This is a genomic window from Candidatus Zixiibacteriota bacterium (assembly GCA_040753875.1).
In the GTDB taxonomy this organism is placed as follows: domain Bacteria; phylum Zixibacteria; class MSB-5A5; order GN15; family FEB-12; genus DATKJY01.
In genome coordinates this window covers 1-18,662 of sequence record JBFMDV010000024.1, presented here as the reverse complement: position 1 = coordinate 18,662, position 18,662 = coordinate 1, and the positions used below count along the sequence as shown (strand labels likewise).

General features: G+C 55.9%; 16 protein-coding genes. 11 read left to right on the top strand and 5 right to left on the bottom strand.

Annotated elements, in window-relative coordinates:
- Positions 1 to 7: 7 nt before the first annotated feature.
- The 6 genes from ftcD to AB1644_08465 all read left to right on the top strand — a co-directional run bounded on the left by ftcD (position 8) and on the right by AB1644_08465 (position 9,175).
- Entirely contained in the window at positions 8 to 1,540 is a 1,533-nt protein-coding gene (ftcD, locus tag AB1644_08490) for a glutamate formimidoyltransferase (protein MEW6051079.1), read from the top strand.
- Positions 1,541 to 1,543: 3 nt separating this feature from the next.
- Positions 1,544 to 2,380: a PHP domain-containing protein gene (locus tag AB1644_08485; protein ID MEW6051078.1), complete on the top strand. Its 837-nt coding sequence runs from the start codon at positions 1,544 to 1,546 to the stop codon at positions 2,378 to 2,380.
- On the top strand, positions 2,377 to 4,563 hold the full coding sequence (locus AB1644_08480; GenBank protein MEW6051077.1) for an MXAN_6640 family putative metalloprotease: 2,187 nt from the start codon (positions 2,377 to 2,379) through the stop codon (positions 4,561 to 4,563). The genes AB1644_08485 and AB1644_08480 overlap by 4 nt, the downstream gene beginning before the upstream one ends.
- Positions 4,560 to 5,087: an ECF transporter S component gene (locus AB1644_08475; GenBank protein MEW6051076.1), complete on the top strand. Its 528-nt coding sequence runs from the start codon at positions 4,560 to 4,562 to the stop codon at positions 5,085 to 5,087. Before AB1644_08480 ends, AB1644_08475 begins: the two co-directional genes overlap by 4 nt.
- Positions 5,084 to 7,075, top strand: a complete 1,992-nt coding sequence (locus AB1644_08470) for a hypothetical protein (protein MEW6051075.1) — start codon at positions 5,084 to 5,086, stop codon at positions 7,073 to 7,075. The genes AB1644_08475 and AB1644_08470 overlap by 4 nt, the downstream gene beginning before the upstream one ends.
- Before the next feature lie 222 nt (positions 7,076 to 7,297).
- Positions 7,298 to 9,175, top strand: a complete 1,878-nt coding sequence (locus AB1644_08465) for a multiheme c-type cytochrome (protein MEW6051074.1) — start codon at positions 7,298 to 7,300, stop codon at positions 9,173 to 9,175.
- 870 nt (positions 9,176 to 10,045) lie between these two features.
- Here the strand turns inward: AB1644_08465 and AB1644_08460 are convergent.
- From AB1644_08460 to smpB, 4 genes are read right to left on the bottom strand one after another with little or no spacing between them, the layout of a single operon-like run.
- Positions 10,046 to 10,648: an XTP/dITP diphosphatase gene (locus tag AB1644_08460; protein MEW6051073.1), complete on the bottom strand. Its 603-nt coding sequence runs from the start codon at positions 10,646 to 10,648 to the stop codon at positions 10,046 to 10,048.
- Positions 10,649 to 10,656: 8 nt separating this feature from the next.
- Positions 10,657 to 11,475, bottom strand: coding sequence for a glutamate racemase (gene murI / locus AB1644_08455; GenBank protein ID MEW6051072.1), 819 nt, complete (start codon positions 11,473 to 11,475; stop codon positions 10,657 to 10,659).
- Between the two features lie 15 nt (positions 11,476 to 11,490).
- Positions 11,491 to 12,999 carry an N-acetylmuramoyl-L-alanine amidase gene (locus AB1644_08450; protein MEW6051071.1) on the bottom strand — a complete coding sequence of 503 codons (1,509 nt, stop codon included), beginning with the start codon at positions 12,997 to 12,999 and terminating at the stop codon, positions 11,491 to 11,493.
- A gap of 2 nt (positions 13,000 to 13,001) precedes the next feature.
- A complete protein-coding gene (gene smpB, locus AB1644_08445) occupies positions 13,002 to 13,472 on the bottom strand; it encodes an SsrA-binding protein SmpB (GenBank protein ID MEW6051070.1) in 471 nt (156 codons plus the stop codon).
- 218 nt (positions 13,473 to 13,690) lie between these two features.
- Here smpB and AB1644_08440 point away from each other — a divergent pair, with 218 nt between their 5' ends.
- Positions 13,691 to 14,092 carry a response regulator gene (locus AB1644_08440; GenBank protein MEW6051069.1) on the top strand — a complete coding sequence of 134 codons (402 nt, stop codon included), beginning with the start codon at positions 13,691 to 13,693 and terminating at the stop codon, positions 14,090 to 14,092.
- Between the two features lie 95 nt (positions 14,093 to 14,187).
- Positions 14,188 to 14,541, top strand: a complete 354-nt coding sequence (locus tag AB1644_08435; protein ID MEW6051068.1) for a hypothetical protein — start codon at positions 14,188 to 14,190, stop codon at positions 14,539 to 14,541.
- Here the strand turns inward: AB1644_08435 and AB1644_08430 are convergent.
- Entirely contained in the window at positions 14,526 to 15,467 is a 942-nt protein-coding gene (locus AB1644_08430) for a DUF1858 domain-containing protein (GenBank protein MEW6051067.1), read from the bottom strand. The genes AB1644_08435 and AB1644_08430 overlap by 16 nt on opposite strands.
- Before the next feature lie 167 nt (positions 15,468 to 15,634).
- On the opposite strand from AB1644_08430, the gene AB1644_08425 reads away from it, so the two are divergent.
- The 3 genes from AB1644_08425 (at position 15,635) to AB1644_08415 (ending at position 18,540) form a co-directional block, all read left to right on the top strand.
- Positions 15,635 to 15,835 (top strand): hypothetical protein, encoded by a 201-nt coding sequence (locus tag AB1644_08425; GenBank protein ID MEW6051066.1) that lies wholly within the window; start codon positions 15,635 to 15,637, stop codon positions 15,833 to 15,835.
- A gap of 105 nt (positions 15,836 to 15,940) precedes the next feature.
- Positions 15,941 to 18,136: a S46 family peptidase gene (locus tag AB1644_08420; GenBank protein ID MEW6051065.1), complete on the top strand. Its 2,196-nt coding sequence runs from the start codon at positions 15,941 to 15,943 to the stop codon at positions 18,134 to 18,136.
- The gene (locus AB1644_08415) at positions 18,133 to 18,540 is read left to right on the top strand and encodes a GNAT family N-acetyltransferase (GenBank protein MEW6051064.1); all 408 of its coding nucleotides are present in this window, start codon (positions 18,133 to 18,135) and stop codon (positions 18,538 to 18,540) included. Before AB1644_08420 ends, AB1644_08415 begins: the two co-directional genes overlap by 4 nt.
- Positions 18,541 to 18,662 lie beyond the last annotated feature (122 nt).

Sequence of the window (18,662 nt, the reverse complement as noted above, 5' to 3'; positions counted from 1 at the left end):
TGTCTACATGGCTAAGCTGGTTGAATGCGTTCCGAATTTCTCCGAGGGGCGCCGCCCCGAGGTTATTACCGCTATCTGTTCCGCCATTACATCGGTCGAGGGAGTCACGTTGCTTGATCGGGAAATGGATGCCGACCACAATCGCGCGGTGGTGACGTTCGTCTGCCATCCGTCACTGGCGGTCGAAGCAGCCTTCAGGGGTTACCAGAAAGCGGCCGAGTTGATCGATATGCGCACTCACAAAGGGGAGCATCCGCGTATGGGGGCGTGTGATGTCTGCCCGTTTATCCCGCTGTTCGAGATGGAGATCGATGAGGCCATCGAGCTGGCCAATAAGCTTGGAAAACGGGTCGGTGAGGAGCTGCAAATTCCTGTCTATCTGTACGAAGATGCCGCCAGCTCCCCCAAGCGCCGTAATCTGGCGAATGTCCGCTCCGGGGAGTACGAAGGGATCCGTGATACGATTGCAACCGATCCTGAGCGGCGACCCGACTACGGGCCGGCGCAAATGAATCTCACCGCCGGATCGACCGCTATCGGCGTACGATTTCTCCTGATTGCCTTCAATGTCTATCTGAACACCAATCAGAAGTGGATCGCCGATAAGATCGCCGATGCTGTCCGCGCACTGCGGGGCGGGTACAAGTTCGTGAAAGCGCTCGGTTTCGAGATCAAGGAACGGAACCAGGTGCAGATCTCTATGAATCTGGTCAATTACACCAAAACGCCGATATTCCGCGTCTTCGAGACGATCAAGCGCGAGGCTGCCCGGTATGGCGTCATGGTGACCTCGTCGGAGATCGTCGGCCTGTTGCCCAACGATGCCATTCTCGATGTGGCCGATTTCTATTTGCAGTTGGAGAACTTTTCCAAGAATCAAGTATTGGAGGAGAAACTCAAATCAGCCGGTGTTGGCACAGGCGGGGCCACAGTCACGGAATCATTTTACGACCAGGTAGCTTCCTCGTCGCCGGCTCCGGGGGGCGGCTCGGTGGCGGCATCATGCGGGGCATTGAGTGCTGCGCTCGCGTCGATGGTCTGTCGCCTCACTGTCGGCAAGAAGAAATACGAAGACGTAAAGGACGAACTTTCCCACATCCGGGACAAGGGGGACACCCTGCGCGCCGAGTTGACTCGACTCATCGACGATGATAAAGAGGCATTTAACGCTGTGATGGCGTCCTTCAGACTGCCCAAGAGCACGGACGAAGACGTGGCCAAAAGAGAAGCAGCAGTCCAGGAAGCTACCAAGAAGGCGTCACTTGTGCCTTTGACCGTGATGAAGCGAGCACTCGAAGTTCTCGAACTGGCATTCGTGGTGGCGACGAAAGGGAACGAGAACTCTATCAGCGATGCCGGCGTAGCGGGACTGGCCGGCCATGCCGCCGTCGAGGGGGCCAGCTATAATGTGCGGATCAATTTGAAGAATCTCACCGATACGGACTTTGTTGATCGTACGCGCAGCGAAACCGAGGCCGTTCGCCGCCGGGCAGCGCAGGTGGCCGGCGAGATCGCCCGCGTGGTTGAAAGCAAGCTGTAATGCATGAATGACACCATCGACCTGCACATGCACACGCTCCACTCTGACGGTACCTGTACGAGCGCTGAACTGCTCGATCTGGTGCGGACCAGCGGTGTCTCTGCTTTTTCCGTCACCGACCACGACACACTGGCCGGGTACCGCGATATTGCGGGGATGCTGAAAACCGGGGATCCGGAACTCATAACCGGGGTAGAACTATCGATAGCAGTGGGCGATGATGATGTCCACATGCTGGCCTACCTGTTCGACCCGGACCACGAGGAACTAAACCTGGCACTGCTGGACTTTCAGGAGAAGCGGAATCGCCGCGGTCGTATGATCGTCGAGAAACTGCGTGATATGGGGATGGATGTTCCGTTCGAAGCCGTTGAGGAAAGAGCCGGCAGTTCGGTGATCGGTCGTCCGCACATTGCGGAGGCGATGGTCAATCTCAATAAAGTGGGTAGTTACCAGGAAGCGTTCGACCGGTACATATCCAAGAACAGTCCTGCCTACGTGCCCAAAGTTACGCTGGAACCGAAAGCCGCTATCGATCTGGTGCATCGGTCAGGTGGACTCACCGTCATGGCTCATCCATTCATCGATGACTCCGCCCGCCATCTGGATATGTTGCAATACCTCGGACTGGACGGCATCGAGGTGTATCACTCCTCGCATACGCAGAATGAGGTGGCACGTCTCAAGCGGATCGCCAAAGAGCGGCACCTGGTTATATCGGGTGGGTCGGACTTTCATGGCCGTGAGGGGCGCTACGGCATGGTGGGGTCGCAGCGCGTGCCGGCCTCTCTTCTTGCAGATTTGAAGAAACATGTTGAGCAGATAAGGGGACAAGTGTGAGCATACGAGTCTGGGCGGCGGTCAGCCTGTTGGTGGCCGTGTCGGGGATGGCGGATAACCAACCGGTTCTTTCGCGACAGGAGCAACTGCAGATTGTACGAGACTACCTGTACGTCACACATCAACCGGCACCGTCATCACTTATTCAAGCGGTCGCGCCTTCGGTTGATACCAGCGTTCCGATCAAGTGCGGCATGTCGGCGGTGGCCGACTTCGTCATGAACCGCGACAAGTTCGACCGAAACCTGCAAATAGCTCTTGGCATCGATTCATTGCCGCCGCGGCCAGTGTTGCCGCTCAGTTTCAACAGTCCGTCGGGGTGGTTCAAGATCCACTACGACGTCGCTGGTGACAACGCCGTGTACCAGGCGAACGTAGACAACAACTCCAATGGGATACCGGATTTTGTGGACGGCGTCGCCCGCATCGCCGATTCGGTGCGAGCGCACGAGGTTACACTCCTTGGCTATCCGGCGCCACCGTCCGATTCGTTCTATATTCAAGGGGATGATGCCCGGTATGACATCTATCTCCTCAACCTGAGTCCCAATTTCTACGGCCTGGCGTATATGGATTCTGTACGTATAGACGGTCCCGGGACGCTTCGCGCCACCTCGTTCATAGAGTTGGACAACGACTACCAGCAAATCCCGTCCTACGCGAGCCGGCCTCTTGACGCCGTGCGCGTGACGGTCGCTCATGAGTATTTCCACGCCGTGCAGTTCGGGATGGACTACACTGAAGCCGAAGACTACAACTTGAGTTTCGTCAAACGATACTGGATGGAGATGTCGGCCACATGGATGGAAGAAGAGATCTACGACGGTATTAACGACTACTATGCCTACCTGCCATACTTCTTCAACCAACCGACCGTGTCATTGCAACAATTCAAAGGATTCACGGATCTGCATCCTTACGGTTCGATGGTGTGGCCGCTCTATCTGGCGGAACAATTCGGTCCCGACATCATCCGCGATATCTGGGAGCGCTGCGCACAAATGGGGATTGGACCGCAAGTCTGGGCGGCGGCAAATGCCTCGATCGATTCGATCAGTTCCATCGACACACTGGTCACGCCGAAATCAGACCTGCCAATTGCCTTTCGCGAATTTGCGCTTTGGAATTACTACACAGGGAACCGGGCGTCACTGGCGCCCGCGGGCGTGGGGTATCCGGAACGGAGTGCCTACCCGGCAATTCCAGACGACAAGATGGCCTATCACAACAACTACCCCGTATCAGTGTCAGTGGCTAACCAGTTCCAGCCGCAGCAAACGGCGGCAACATACATTCGGTTGGACGGCTTGAACAGAGTGGCCGTGCCTTGGCGGTTCCTCGCCTGTGGGCGGGTCGATCCGGATACCCTCTGCGTGATTCGCATTGTGGATACTATTTGCCCCGGTTTCGCTACTTCTATCGACTCGCAACTAATACCGCCGGCATGTCGATTCATAGACTCGGTATGTGCATTTCGTACGGGTTGTACTGACACTGTTGTCGTGGCCATCGACTCCATTTTCTCGCCGGCCTTCTTTGTTGATTCCCTGATACAACCATGGGGTGTAAGTATCATCTATGAACCGGTACAGAATCTGGACTCACACGTTGTTGAAACCGGCCTTCTTGGCGCACCGTTCGGGGCGGTATTTGGATTCGAGATTTTCAACCCCCGTCAGTTTGCAGCGGTGACATTCATTTTTAGCGACGCATCGTATCCCGACGCAATACGCTATGCACAGGATCTGACCCGCCGAATGGCCTGGGATGTCGACGGGCAGTCTGAACCTGCTTTTGGCACGGTACCCTCCGTTCTTGATGCCTATCCGAATCCGGCGGTTGTTTCGAGCATGAATAGCCAGCCGCTTCGGTTCCGTTTCCAAATTCCCTCCGATTCCACTGGTTTGCCCGTTTGCTCGCTCGATCGTCTCTATATGACTGTTGACTTGTTCAATGTCGCTGGAGAGTATGTGGCGACAATTGCGGACACGGCCAACGTGGCTGATCGTGACCCGAGAGACCAATATGTCTATCTGGTTGACTGGGACTTGAAGAACAGTTCAGGATCGAATGTGGCTTCCGGTGTGTATGTGGGAGTGGCGCGGCTGTATTGCAAGGACTGGAACAACGGTGGCGGGGAGTTGCTCGCCGAAGAGAAGACCAAGGTGGCTGTGATCCGATGAGCGTAGCGCCGAGGATGATAGCCCGCGTGGCGCTCTTCTCGGCGTTGATATACGTCTTGTCCTGGAGCACCTCCTATCTGCCCAATATCAACCTGATATTCTTCATCGTGTTCACGGCTGGTTTTGTCTGGGGAGCGGTTGCCGGCGCATTGGTGGGCGCGATAGGCATGGCGCTCTGGACAACGCTCAATCCATATGGACCGGCCGGCCTGCCAGTAATGGTAGCGCAGGTGGTCGGTGCGGCCGCATCGGGTCCCGTGGGGTTTATCGCTGCCAAAGCAGACTGGCGTGCGATGAGCAATTTACGACTCCTGCCGTGGTTGGTTCTGGCGGCCATCATCTGCACCCTCGCGTACTATCTGCCTGTGAACGTCGTGGACGCCTGGATTTACCAGCCGTTTTGGCCCCGGTTTGTTGTCAGTATGCTGTGGACGCTGGTGTCACTCGGATTCAACCTGTTGATTTTTCCGTTGCTTTTCGGGGTTACGCGGTTCTTATATCTTCGAGAACATGCCCGATTATGAACGCGCGCCTGCTCATTCTCTTGTCGTTGCTCGCGCTGGCCACGCCTGGGGTCGCGCAGACTGGTGATTCCGCCAGGGTCGTTGGGCCTGATACGCTGCCGCCGGTCGATTCAGCGCAGGTAGTAGATACATTATCTGAGGCACAAAAGGCTCAGCTTCGCTTCGAAGAACGCTACCGTAGTCTGAAAGCCCAGGAGACTCCGCGACCGGTCCCGTTATCTTTTTTCGATTCCGCAATCGTGTATTTCGCCACCTCACGGCTGAATTGCCGAGATCAGATTGAGCGCTCGTACCGGTATAACGCAGGTGACTACGCCCGGTTCGATCCTGCTATGGTTGTGTTCAACCGTCAGCCGGCTCCTCTCCGCGAGACCGTCCAGCCGTTCGGTCTCAGCGGCAGTCGCATGTCAGTGCTGTCGAACGGCACGGCCATACACCCGTTTGAACATGTTGTTGAACCGGATGGCCTCATCGATTTCAACGACCTGCCCATGACCCTTGATGATGAGGTGTATTTCGTACTGGGCGGCCTCGGGAACCTGTTCGGAGACGCTCAACCGATAGCGACAATGATCACTCGGCCACAGCCCAGGGCGGACAACAATACTCACAGCGCCTTCCTAGTGGACAAGGGCCGGGACGGCCTGTCCAATGCTCGCGGGCGGTACTCCAAGTGGTTCGGTTCCGGCAAGCGAATAGACATGTCGGTAGCATATCGGCAGGGAACAGGCATAGTCTACGCCGGCAACGACAAGTCATATAATTACGATGGCAATTTCCTGTTGCCGCTTGGCGCCAGATCAAGCATGCGCGTGGCTGGTCACCTGTATGATCGGCGCGGCAGTCTTCCTATCTGGCCGGACAGCGGCTACCAATATATAGCGCGTCACCGTTTCGATCGTTCAGTAGACCTTGCGTATCAGCGCTCCAACTCTTCGGCTACCGCCGTATCTGAGATCGGTTATCGACATCTTCGCCAGGGGACAGGGCTGAGCGTTGTCTACAATGGCCAATTCAATCAAACGGGGCATGGGATGTTTGCCACCCGGACCTGGATTCGCGGGACGACACTTGGTCAACTCGAAATTGACGCGTCCCACCTTGAATATGACAATGGCCACAGTACATACGGGCGGTGGTCCGGGACGGCGACGGCGCGATTGGCACACCTCGATGGGCGTTCGCGATGGGCGATTGTGCTCGGTCAGAAATATGTTGAAGCTATCAGGTTGTTGCCGACGGCCACGGCAGTTTGGTTACGAGAGACGGAGCGTTTGCTGCTGGTGGCTTCGCTTGGCTACAACGAGCGAGAACCATCGCTGCACGAATTACATTCGCCGCTCAGGCTCGGATACATTTACAGTGCCGGCGCCTACAACTATGCCGATTCGGGGAACGCAGCGTTAGACCCCGAGCGACAACTGGTTGGTTCGATCACGGCTGAGATCGGACCTGCTGATCAGTCGTTCCGCGTGTCCGTTACCGGCGGTAAACTGTTCGACGGTATTGATTGGGATAACCGACCGGCAAATGTGCAAAACAACCTTGTGCGCTTGTTCACGCCGTACAATGGCGATGTGGACTTTGTCACGGTCAGCGGCCTTCAGAAAGTTCACCTCGCTGATCTGATCCGTTTCAGCGCGGGCGGAAGCTATCATTATGTCAGCTATGCCGAGGTTCCGGCACCAGCCTACACGCCGGAGTATCAGGCATTCTCCGGGCTGGAGATTCATCTGCCCTGGAAGCGAAAGCTCCTGGACCTGTTCGGCTACGGAGAGCTCATGTACGTCGGCCCATACGACGGGTATGTCAAGACCGGACTTGGTGACCGCGTGGTGGTCAACGGCAAGCTGTCGTTCACGATGGGGCGTTTTCGGTTTCACTACATCTTCCAGAATTTGTTTCAGACGGCGGTCGAATCGCGGGAGTATTTCACGGACGCCGCGCGATTTCAGTCCTGGGGATTTGTCTGGAATTTCCTCAATTAGGTGCGTGCTCACAGCACAACCCGTTCGGGCAACCACGGTCAGCGCTGTCGGTGCCTATGCTACTCAAATCCAGTACTGTTAGCGGGAGGGGAAGTTGCCAGCCGACCAGCCAAAGAGCCGGCTTTTGTGTGATTTATTTCACAATATCCGGAATCAAATTGTAGATTGGCCAGTCTAACACTGTGAACGAAATGATGTCGAAACCTGTATCGTGAGGTCGATATGAAAAGCAAGTTGTTGCTGGTGCCGGCTCTCGTAGTCATAAGTGCCTTGTTGATATACGGATACTGGTCGAATCTCATCAATTGGATGATGCCTTCCGATAGCCGCCCCGGCAAGATCACTTTTGCAGTTGAAAAAGTTACACCGGATCAGTTCGAGACGTTGGCCGCCAAACTGAATACAGAATTCAGGGGGGAGTTCAAGCATATCGAACGGTTCACGAAGGCGGGCATTCTGGCGTATGACGGCCCAAAAACCTGCCTCGCCTGCCACGAACAAATTACGGTCAAGGATGCAGTAACGGGACAGCCAAAGAAAGTCGAATTGATGGCCAATCTGACCAGTTCGGTGCATTACCGGTTCTTCAGCAACGAACACCCAAACGTGTACGGCTTCAACGGTGTCAAGGCCGACAATTTTCCCATGGGGAAGATCGACCGCCCGTGCCCGAAACCCGGATCGTTCGCTATGACTGCATGGGCTGAGCAGGTGATTCTCCCGAATGGGGATACCCTCTCCGAGGGGTGCGGTCAGTGTCATATTGGCGGTCAGTACCAAACGCCGCTTGGTGAGATCATGCCCGGCTACCGGACGCTCACAGAAGAAGAAGAAGCGATCGACTGCCTCATTTGTCACGCCGTCGCGTACGACATGAACAAAAAGCAGACTGTCAAAGATCCAAACGGACTGATGCGGTGGGAGCAGGACAGGTCGATGCTCGCGGCCATGAGCGTGACGAAACCGGTCTCGCAGGCCTGTCTGCGCTGCCATCAACACAATCTGGGTGGCGACATCTATATCGATTCGCTCGATCCAAGTTACATGCAGAGCTTCCGGCAACTCGGCCATGAGCGGCCCCGCATTCAACATCCGGGAAGCAAGCGCGGGACGCCGTTTTCGCCGTCATGGGACGTGCACGCGGCGGCCGGCGTTTCCTGCATAGAGTGCCATACTACAGAAGGGCACTACATTGCCAAAGGGACTCATACCACGACAATGATGGCCAACGATCTGCCGGCAACCGAGGTGGCCTGTGAAAACTGCCACGGAGTCACGCCTCACAAGACCAATGTCGAGATGGCGGATTACCTGAATAGTCATATCGAACGGATCGCCTGTCAGACCTGCCATATACCATCGCTGCATCCGGACAACGCCACTTACCGGGATTTTGCCAGGCCGGTCTTTGAAGAGCATCCGGGCATTTACATCTATGACGATACCCTGAAAGAAACTGCGCCGGGCAAGGGGATCGTTTACGTGTGGTGGAACGGCGATGCTACGTTTCTGGGGAACGCAATAGGGGATAATCCCAATGGCAAGAACTTGTATCGGTTTTACAATCCCATGCATGTGTGGCCGGAGTACGCGCAGTTCGACTACGCGGCCTGGTATGAGAAGACAATGCGCCCTATTGCGAAGCAGGGGAGACCGTCGAAAATATACGCGATGAAGTTGTTCAACGGGCGTCAGCATATCGACCTGCAAAACATGGGACCGTTCGGCGGCATGTATGTGCCGTACAATCTACCAACCTATTTCACCACCGGTGATCCTGACAAAGCGGCCGCAAAGGAACTGGAGAAGCCGATGATGGCCATGATGTACGGGTGGATGTTCAAATGGTACCTGATGGACAAGTTCATGCAGTTTATGGAAGTGGATGGTTGGAACGGCGGAGCGTACGTCGATGCCGTGCAGGTGAAGAAAGTCGAGCCGCGCTGGATTCCACAGGATGCGTTGCTCGAGATCAGTCACGCCATTCGCAAAGATGGCGCCTTGACCTGCACAAATTGCCATAACTCTAATGGCGTGCTCGATTTCAAAGCGCTGGGGTATACGGACGAGGAGACGGCGTCGCTGCAGGAATCGAGGTAGCCACCGTTGCGTTGAAAGGTGTGAGGTCAGATCGTCTGCCTGTCGGCAGAGGCCAGGACGTGACACAAGAGGAATGATTCCGCCGCAGGCTTTCAGCGTTGTTGGCATCGCAGCCCCTTGTATGTTTGATCTGGATTTGGGAAAGTTAAGTTTGAGGAATGTGGCGTGGTAGTCCGGTGCCCCTCGGCTGCGCTCGGGGCCACCTTCTCCCCAAAGGGGAGAAGGGGTTTTCAGGGTGCCGCACAGCCATCGGCCTGAGCGGAGTCGAAGGCTTGCTGTGCGATAGTAACGTGCAACGGTCCCGCCGCGAGCGGTGGGGGACACGCTCCGAGATTGCCTCGGCGAAGCGCCTCGCAATGACTCCCGTCATATGGTGCGATTCCGAATTTCTATGTCTCTGCAGCCGGCGGTCAAATGAGGAGTGTTTTACGGCGTCCTCTCGCCGGGCATCCCTTACGGTCGATGCCACGATCGGTCCGAACCGATTCACCAGTCGTGTTGAGTGGCGCGAGTCACCCGGGCATGTCAGGCGGGATCATCCGCCCTCATCGGCGGACGAGCCCTGCGAGCGGAGCCCGCGACGGTTCTTCGCCAACGCGAAGGACAATACCTGAGCGGCGCTCAGGGCTGCGGCGGGGCACTCTAACCTGATCGGAGACACCCGAGAGGTTTTTCGGCAGTGGTTGCCAGATGACCGTTCCCTCCATGGCGGGACGGCTGCAGAGACAACCAGTTTCTACGAAATATAGCTCCGTGCAGGAATCAGCAGCGAAACTATAGCGAAATTGATTGACGGGTGTCGGGCGGGGACGCCCGACACACAGTCGAACCCTCACCTGCTGCGCGAAGCGCGGGCCGACCTCCACGCCTTCAGCGGCGGGCGTTGAGTCGGTTAATGATAACGGTTCGTGCTTCCTGAAGCGCCTTCCCGCGGTGGCTCACGAGATTCTTTTCATCAAGCGACATCTCGGAAAAACGTTTATTGAGCGGTGGGTAGAAAAAGACCGGATCGTAGCCGAACCCCTTGTCCCCGACAACATTCTCGGCGATCAACCCCTCGGCTACCCCTTCCACGGTCTCAATAGTCATGTCTTCCCAAACGATCGCAATGATGCAGCGGAATCGTGCCGTTCGCCTTTGTGTTGGGACACCCTTTAGGGTATCGAGAAGCTTTAGATAATTATCGCGATAGGTGACATTGTCACCGGCATAGCGTGATGAGAATACGCCCGGAGCGCCGTCGAGCGCGTCGACTTCGAGCCCGCTGTCATCGGCTAAAGCCGGCAGATCCGTGAATTCGGCAGTGGCGCGTGCTTTGAGAATGGCGTTTTCTTCGAGCGTAGCGCCGGTTTCTTCGGGGTCGGGGAACTCGAGAAAGTCGTCAGCGGTCAGGATCGTAACCGGAAGATCATCGAGCAGATGTTTGATCTCCGTGATTTTGTCTTTGTTATTGGTGGCGAGGACGAGCTGCATGGGCAGAATCAATACCTGCTTATGTCCACTCTGGTAATATTATCCACCAACTCCCCGAGGAAACGCGTGGCGACCTGGGAGAATTTCTCCGGGACATCGCTGACAAAAAACTTGTGTTCGCCGACCAGACCGGGACGCTGGGAATTGCGGGAGCTTAGAAGTTGCTCTTCGACCAATTGCCGGTATGCAACTTTCGCGGTCTCCTCACCGCTATCGATAAGGTGGACTTTGTCCCCCATGACATCAGCGATGACATGTTTGAGCAGCGGGTAGTGCGTGCAGCCCAGAATCAGGGTGTCAACATCGACATCCTTCATCGTTTTCAGATAATCGCGTGCGATCATGTATGTTGCCTCTTTGTTGATATACCCTTCCTCAGCCAGTGGTACAAAGAGGGGACAGGCCAATGAGAACACTTTCACCTTAGCGTCCAGGTCATGGATAGTCCGCGCATAGGCGTTGGAGGTAACTGTCGCAACTGTGCCGATCACGCCAATTCGCCCGGTTTTGGTCCGTTCCATTGCAGCCTTCGCCCCGGGTTCGATAACACCAATCATTTTGACCGGGTAGTTTTTGCTGACATCATCGAGTGCCACCGACGACGCCGTGTTGCACGCACAGACGATATACTTGACCCGGTGTTCCATCAGGAACGCCACGTCCTGATGCGTGAACGTGGTGATAATCTCCTTTGAGCGGCCTCCGTATGGCGAGCGACCGACATCGCCGAAATAGACCACATCCTCCTGTGGCAGGAGTTTGAACAGCTCTTTGGCGACGGTTAGTCCGCCGACACCGGAGTCGAATACGCCTACGGGTGCATCCATGTATCTTGTCCCCTTCTATTTGCTTTCATACTTAGCCTTGAAACGCTTCACCGCCGCATAGACGGCTCCGGCGACCTGTTTCTGGAAATCAGACTGTTTCAATAACCGTTCTTCTCCAGCGTTGGAGATGAACGCGGTCTCGATCAGCACGGAAGGAGTAAACACGTTGTTCAGAACGAAAAACCCGGCCTGGTCAACGCCCCGCGACGGTGTTTCCAGTTCTTTACGGAACTCCTTGTCGATCATCAGGGCCAGGTCGTTCGACTCCGCCTGGAACTCGGTCATGATCATCTCATTGAGAATGTTGACGATCGGGTTGTCGGGGGACGGGCCGTCGGGATTGTCATCGTCGTTCTTCGCAGCGGTGGCATCCCGGAGGAAGTAGCTGTTTTCGAGTTGCTCGACGGCTCTGGCCGAATCGTTTCGGGCCGGCGCCAGAAAAAACACGTTCCAGCCGCGGGCGTTTTTCTGCGGCGAAGCGTTGGCGTGGATGGACAGAAACAGGTCACAGCCGGCGCTGTTGGCGATGTCCGCCCGTTCCTGCAACGTGAGCGTCTTGTCGCTGTTGCGAGTCATCACTACCTTGAAGACCTTATCCTTCCGGATCAGATCGGACAGGTGTCGGGCGATAGCCAGCGTGACGTCTTTCTCCCGCGTGCCTTTCGGTCCAATCGCGCCATAGTCCTGACCGCCGTGACCGGGGTCGATCACAATAACATCGATCTTGTTATCGGGGCCGAGTTTTGGCGGGGTGACGATCGAGTCAGCGGTGAAAGCGACATCGGGGATGGAAATCTGTATGCGCGGCGGGTCGTTCACCAGCTTGTGGTGCCATCCCTTGACCGCTCTTCGCAATTGCAGCGACACCTGGCCGACCCCCGTTTCCTGGTGCGCTCTGACGGCGATCAGATACCGGTCATCTTTCCGCGATTCGATCCTGGCTATGTTCAGGGAAGCATCCCGGATGGAGATGTTCACCCAGTTTCCCTCGGTGACGAAAACATCGTACGGCATCGCCTCGGACAGAAACAACTCGATCAGGAGGCCGTTGGATTTCGCCTGGATCGAGAGATCGGTGACGTTGAAGTACTCGGAATCGACACGCAAAGTCTGATCATCGTTGTTCCAGGTGATCTTTTCGGGCAGGACGCGGTCCAGAAACAAAGTGAATGTCAACGGTGATACGAATAACTGGCCGTCGCGATACAGTGCCGGGTAGGTCATGTTGAAGACCGAATCGTTCGCGCGGAAGAAGGGGGACCCAATCAGAAATATGAATCGGGTGCCGTTCACCGTATAGCTCACCTGGTGGCCGAGCATCACCCATTCCAGCGTACCTTCGAGTTCATCCGCCAGTTGCGACAGCGACACATAGGTGATGCCGTTGTCATCGTACGAATCGATCTGCTCGACCGTTCCGGAGACCTGCAGGCGCACTTTGGCTTCTGCGTGCTGAATGAAAGCGGTGGCAACAGCCACCATGACAAGGGTCAGGATTCTGACGTTAGCGAAATTCTTTGACATGCTCAATCGAGGTCTTTGCGGGTTGCGCGGCTGATCCTTTGTTTGGCTTCAGCTTCGGCAATCACCTGCCGCTTGTCGTACTTCTTACGTCCTACCCCGATGCCGAGTTCGATTTTGGCGTGCTTTCCCTTGAAATAGACGGTCAGGGGCACAAGCGTCATCCCTTTCTGTTCCGTCTTGGCGAACAGCTTGCGAATTTCCTTGCGATGCAAGAGCAGCCGTCTCGGTCGGAGCGGGTCCGGTTGTTCGCGAGACGCCATCTTATAAGGACTGATATGCAGATTCCGCAGGATCACCTGCCCGTTATCGACTACAGCGTATGAGTCGGACAGGTTGATCTTCCCCTCGCGGATCGACTTCACCTCCGAGCCCCTCAACTCAATGCCGGCTTCGATGGTTTCTTCGATAGCATAATCGTGGCGTGCCTTGCGATTGCGGGCGATCACCTTGATTTCGTGTTTTTCAGTGCTCACGGGCTCAGGATAGCCGGTCGTACGGGCAATGGCAACCAAAAAGGGGAGAATGAGTTGCGTCGAATCGCCGGTTGACGCGACCGGAACTCATGGTCGGGCTAAGAGTGGCTTCTCCAAGAGGTTGGCGGCATTTTGCGGCTCAACCTTCGTCGTGTATCAGCCGATACAAAAACTAAAGCAGGATGCTTCGGTTAACCGTTAGGGCCAGGAATCTGCATATGTCATACAAGATCAAGATCCAGACCGCCAGAGTGTTGGTGATCGACGATGAACCCGAGATCACGGATATAGTCGAGACGTTTCTGACCGAAGCCGGTTATACGGTAACGGTGGAGAACAGTCCACGCAGCGCAGTTGCCAAGGCCAAGCAGTTCAAACCCGAAGTGGTCATCCTGGATATCATGATGCCGGATGTTGATGGTTACCAGATCTGCCAGGACATGAAGCAGGAACCGACATTGGCCAACGTACCGATCATTTTTCTGACCGGCAAAGATCGTAACGATGACATGGGGCGCTCGTTCAAAGTGGGCGGGGATATGTTCATCAAGAAGCCGTTCTCCTGTGAGCGGCTGCTTGAGATCGTCAATATCGTGGTGATGTCCACCTCGCGCCACTAAACGCCTCGCCGGACTTCATTTTAGCCTATCCCCGACAGCCGAAATTGCGTAGAATAGGGTGTATTCACTTTTGGTGAACTAACCGGGAGTCGACCATGGGCGTTCTTAAGAAAACGGTGCTGGCGTCGATCGGCGCCATAGAGATCACGCGCCAGAAGGCGGAACAAGTAATCGACGACCTTATCAAGCGAGGCGAATTGGACAAGTCCAAGCGAAAAGAAGCGATCCTCGAATTGCTCGACAAGGCGGAGAAATCGGCCTCGGCGTTCGGCGCCAAGGTCAAAGAAGAAGCCGGGAAGGCGGGCCAGCGCGTATCCGAAGTTGCGCAGGAGTTGAAACCGGCACGCGAACAGGACCTCCGTAAACTGGAGGCCCGGCTGAACGAGCTGGTGAAGGCAGTGGAAGAGCTTCAGCAGAAGCTGGCCGACCGCGATCAAGCCACCAGTTGATTGAGTTCCCGTAAGAACTTCTGTGGCTCCACGCCGTGCATTCGGCAAGCCATCTCGACTGATTCATATGCCTGACCGGGGCAATCGAAGCAGCCATCGCCAAAGTACTGCTGGAAAAGGGTGCGAGCCCGGGGGAACTTCTGCAGCACATCACCGATCATGGTTTCACCGGAAACCTCGGGCCGGGTCGGCTTGCCCGTTGAACCTGACGAAGCCAAGTTCTCCTGCCCGGCCTCGAGGTCCGCTTTCAATATCTCAAAATCGATTCCGTGATTGCGACAGGCCATGCCAAGCGTCACTCCCATCGCGCGGACTTTGTCCAGATGTCCCGGCAGCGCCAGCGACGTCAGCCCGGCGCCAATCAGGATATCTTTTGCCGAGGGCATCCAGTCGATCAGGTCCGCAACCGGTGTACTCGACGTGATGGTGATGGAAGAGATGTGAGTCGGCATAGTGACCGGGACAGGTCTGCCTGTCGGCAACTCGACACGGGTCGGACTTGCCTGATCGGCCACGGTTGACGTCTGTTGGCGTGGGGCGAGGCTGAGCCAGATGTTGATCACGAACATGAACACCGAGATCGCCTGCAACGCAGCCGAGAGGATGAACATGCCTTGGAACAGTTCTGAGCCGGTCTCAACCGCGAGTCCACGAAACAGTACCATGCCGAGCAAACTGGCATTGCCGATCCAGAAATGGGTACCAACCCAGGAAGGAAAGCGCAGATCGGTGCCGTTGAATCTCGACAGGATGAAATAGCCGATCCCGAACACCATCATGGACATAAAGCCGAGCAAATTGAAGTGTGTGTGGGCGAACTGCCCGAAATAACCGATGCTCGTGGTGCCGTTCAGTATGCCGAACAGCGTGGCCGTCGCAAGGTAGAAGAGCGAGGCATAGATAAACCGTCGCATATATGGGCTCATGAAAACCTCCTTATCAATGTGGTCATTACGCTCTCAGTATCGGTTCCTGGACTTACGAAGTCCTTGATTTGAGTCAAGAGAGGGGAAAAAACCGGTGGCTGCGCAGCGGGTTTGGACGCGAAGGAATAACGCAACGAGTGGCTCAGAGCAGCGTATACAGAGGTAGTATGTTGATATTCTTGTTGTGGTGTGTACTGCTGTTCCTTTGCTGGCCACTGGCGCTCTTGGCGCTGGTGGTTTATCCGATTGTCTGGCTCTTACTCTTGCCGTTCCGACTGGTTGGCATCGCTTTCGAAGGTCTCTTTGAGTTGCTGCGGGCGATTATCCTGCTGCCATCGCGGGTGCTTGCCGGCAGCAGGCGAAGCTGAGCAGCCGTTTTCGCGCATATCGGGACAACATTCATCGAGAATATCCCTTGCATGCATGGACCCGTTTGCCCTAATTAGGACAAACGAATGCCAAGGAGTTCTCGCATGTTTGCTCGCCTGACGTCATTCCGTGTCATTATCATTTCATTTGGCTTTGTGGCTGCATCGGTGCTGGCCGATGAAGGGATGTGGCCGTTGTACGACCTGCACAAACTGCCGTGGGATAGCCTTCGGGCGCGCGGTCTGGAGCTCACCCAGGAACAGATCTTCGACGGCAAAGGGGGCGGCGTGGCAGCGGCTGTTGTCGATGCCGGTTCCACCGGTTCGTTTGTCTCATCCGATGGCCTGATCATTACCAATCACCACGTGGCGTTCGGAGCGATCCAGCGGCACAGCACGGTGGAGCACAACTATCTTCGCGACGGTTTCTATGCGCCGACCCATGACAAGGAGATCCCGGCGTCCGGGTATCACGCCCGTGTCCTCATCGGCGTGGAAGATGTCACCAAGCGAGTGGTCAAGGGACTCAAGGCAACAATGAGTGATGTCGACCGGCACAAAGCGGTCGAGAAGGCAACGAAGCAGATCATCAAGGAGAAGGAGAAGCCCGGCGAGACGCAGTGTGAGGTGGCCGAGATGTTCGGCGGCAGACAGTATGTTCTCTACACTTTCCTGGATATCCGCGACGTTCGTATCGTGTATGTGCCTCCCGACGCGATTGGGAATTTCGGCGGCGATATCGACAACTGGATGTGGCCGCGGCACGTTGGGGATTTCTCATTTCTGAGGGCCTATAGTGGTCCTGATGGCCGCCCGGCGGATTTCGCGTCGGAGAATATACCGTTTCATCCGAAAGTCTTCCTGCCTATTGACGGCGACGGAGTCAAGGAAGGGGATTTGACGTTCATAATCGGCAATCCCGGCCATACCGATCGGTATGAGAGTTACTCGAGTTTCAAGTTCCGTTTGGAAGAATACCTGCCAAAAGCGGTCCAGTCGATGCAGGATCGGATAGATATTCTCCACAAGGCTGGTCAGTCCGATTCCGCCCTGGCGCTCAGGCTCGAAGCGAAGATCAGCGGCATCAGCAATTATCTGAAGAAGTTTCAGGGCATGCTGTCGGGCTATGCGCACACCCATGCCCTGGCCAGGAAACGGTCGCAGGAAGATTCGTTGCTGGCGTTTTTGTCGCGCGATGCATCCCTGCAGGCCAAATATGCCGGTACGCTGCCGGGGCTGGACAGCCTGTTCGAGGAACAACGAAAGCTATGGGCCAAAGACTATGCCCTTGGGACGCTCAAATCGAGCGGCGACCTTTTTTCGATGGCCGGCTATCTGTACAAACTGGCGGTAGAGCGGGAGAAGCCCGACATGGAGCGGCAGCCGGGGTACCAGAATCGGGACACTTCCGAGACTCGCGGTTGGCTCGAACGGGCTCAGATCAACCTGGTTCCTAGGGTGGACAAGGAGACATTCAAGTACGCAATCAAGCGGGCACTGGAGCTTCCGTCCGATAAGCGTATTTCTGCCATCGACAACATGTTTGCGGCGAAGAGCGACTCGGAAATCAGTGCCAGTCTCGACAGTATGTATGCGAATACCAAAGTCGGGGATCGGGATGCGCGCATGGCCATGTTCCGCATGACCCGGGGCGAATTGGAAAAACTGCACGATCCGTTTATCGATCTCGCCATCGTCCTGAAGCCGGAATCCGATGCCCAGCTTGAGCGGAGCAAAGCGTTTGACGGAGCTGAGAAACGGCTCAAACCTCTCCTGGTGGAGGCGTATGAAGCGTGGCGAAAGGATGCACTGTACCCGGATGCCAACGGTACCACCCGAATCAATTTCGGCGAAGTGAAGGGGTATTCACCCGGTGACGCCGTTCAGTACAGCTATGCGACAACGGTTAAGGGGATCATGGAGAAGGAAACCGGCCAGGACCCGTTCGTGGTGCCGTCGGAACTCAAGCAGACTTATTATGCAGGGGAGCACGGCCCTTACTTCGATGCGCATATTGGGGATGTGCCGGTTAATTTCATATCGACGAATGATGGCACCAATGGAAATTCGGGCAGCCCGCTCCTGAACGGGAGAGGGGAACTGGTCGGGCTCGACTTTGACACCAACTACGAAGGGGTCGGCGGCGACTACTTGTACGATCCGTCAATGAAACGGGCGATCGCGGTGGATATGCGGTACATGCTCTATATCATTGACCGGGTGTACCATCTGGACGGCCTGCTCAAGGAGCTGACGGTACGGTATCACGACGGCAAGACTCCGCAAATGGGGTCCCGATAACATATCTCGTTTCGGCCGATGACATCGGCGCCGACCAACTCCGTGGTTTCTTCGAGCGTTGGCCGAAGAAGCCTTCGCCCGAGACGCATTTGCGCCTCCTCAGGGCAAGCTACCGGGTGGTGCTGGCCCTGGATGCCGCCACAGATCAGGTTGTCGGCTACATCACTGCCGTCAGCGACGGCATCCTGAGCGCGTATATTCCGCTGCTCGAAGTCCTGCCTCGGTACCGGAACATGGGAATAGGACGGGAGTTGGTCCAACGAATGCTGTCCCTTCTCGGGGAGTTCTACATGGTCGATCTGGTGTGCGACCGAAAGCATCAGGCCGGTTATGAAAAGCTCGGTTTTCGTCCCGGGTCGGCCATGATGATCCGGAGGTTTGAGCGGCAGTCTGGCAAAGACTAGAACCTATCTCAAAATCAGTTTTTGATTTGTCATCGTGAAGAGCGTGGCGATATTTCGTCATGGCGATCACGTTAAGCGATGCCCAATGGGAGAAGATTCGACGGCATTTCCCGGAAGAGAAT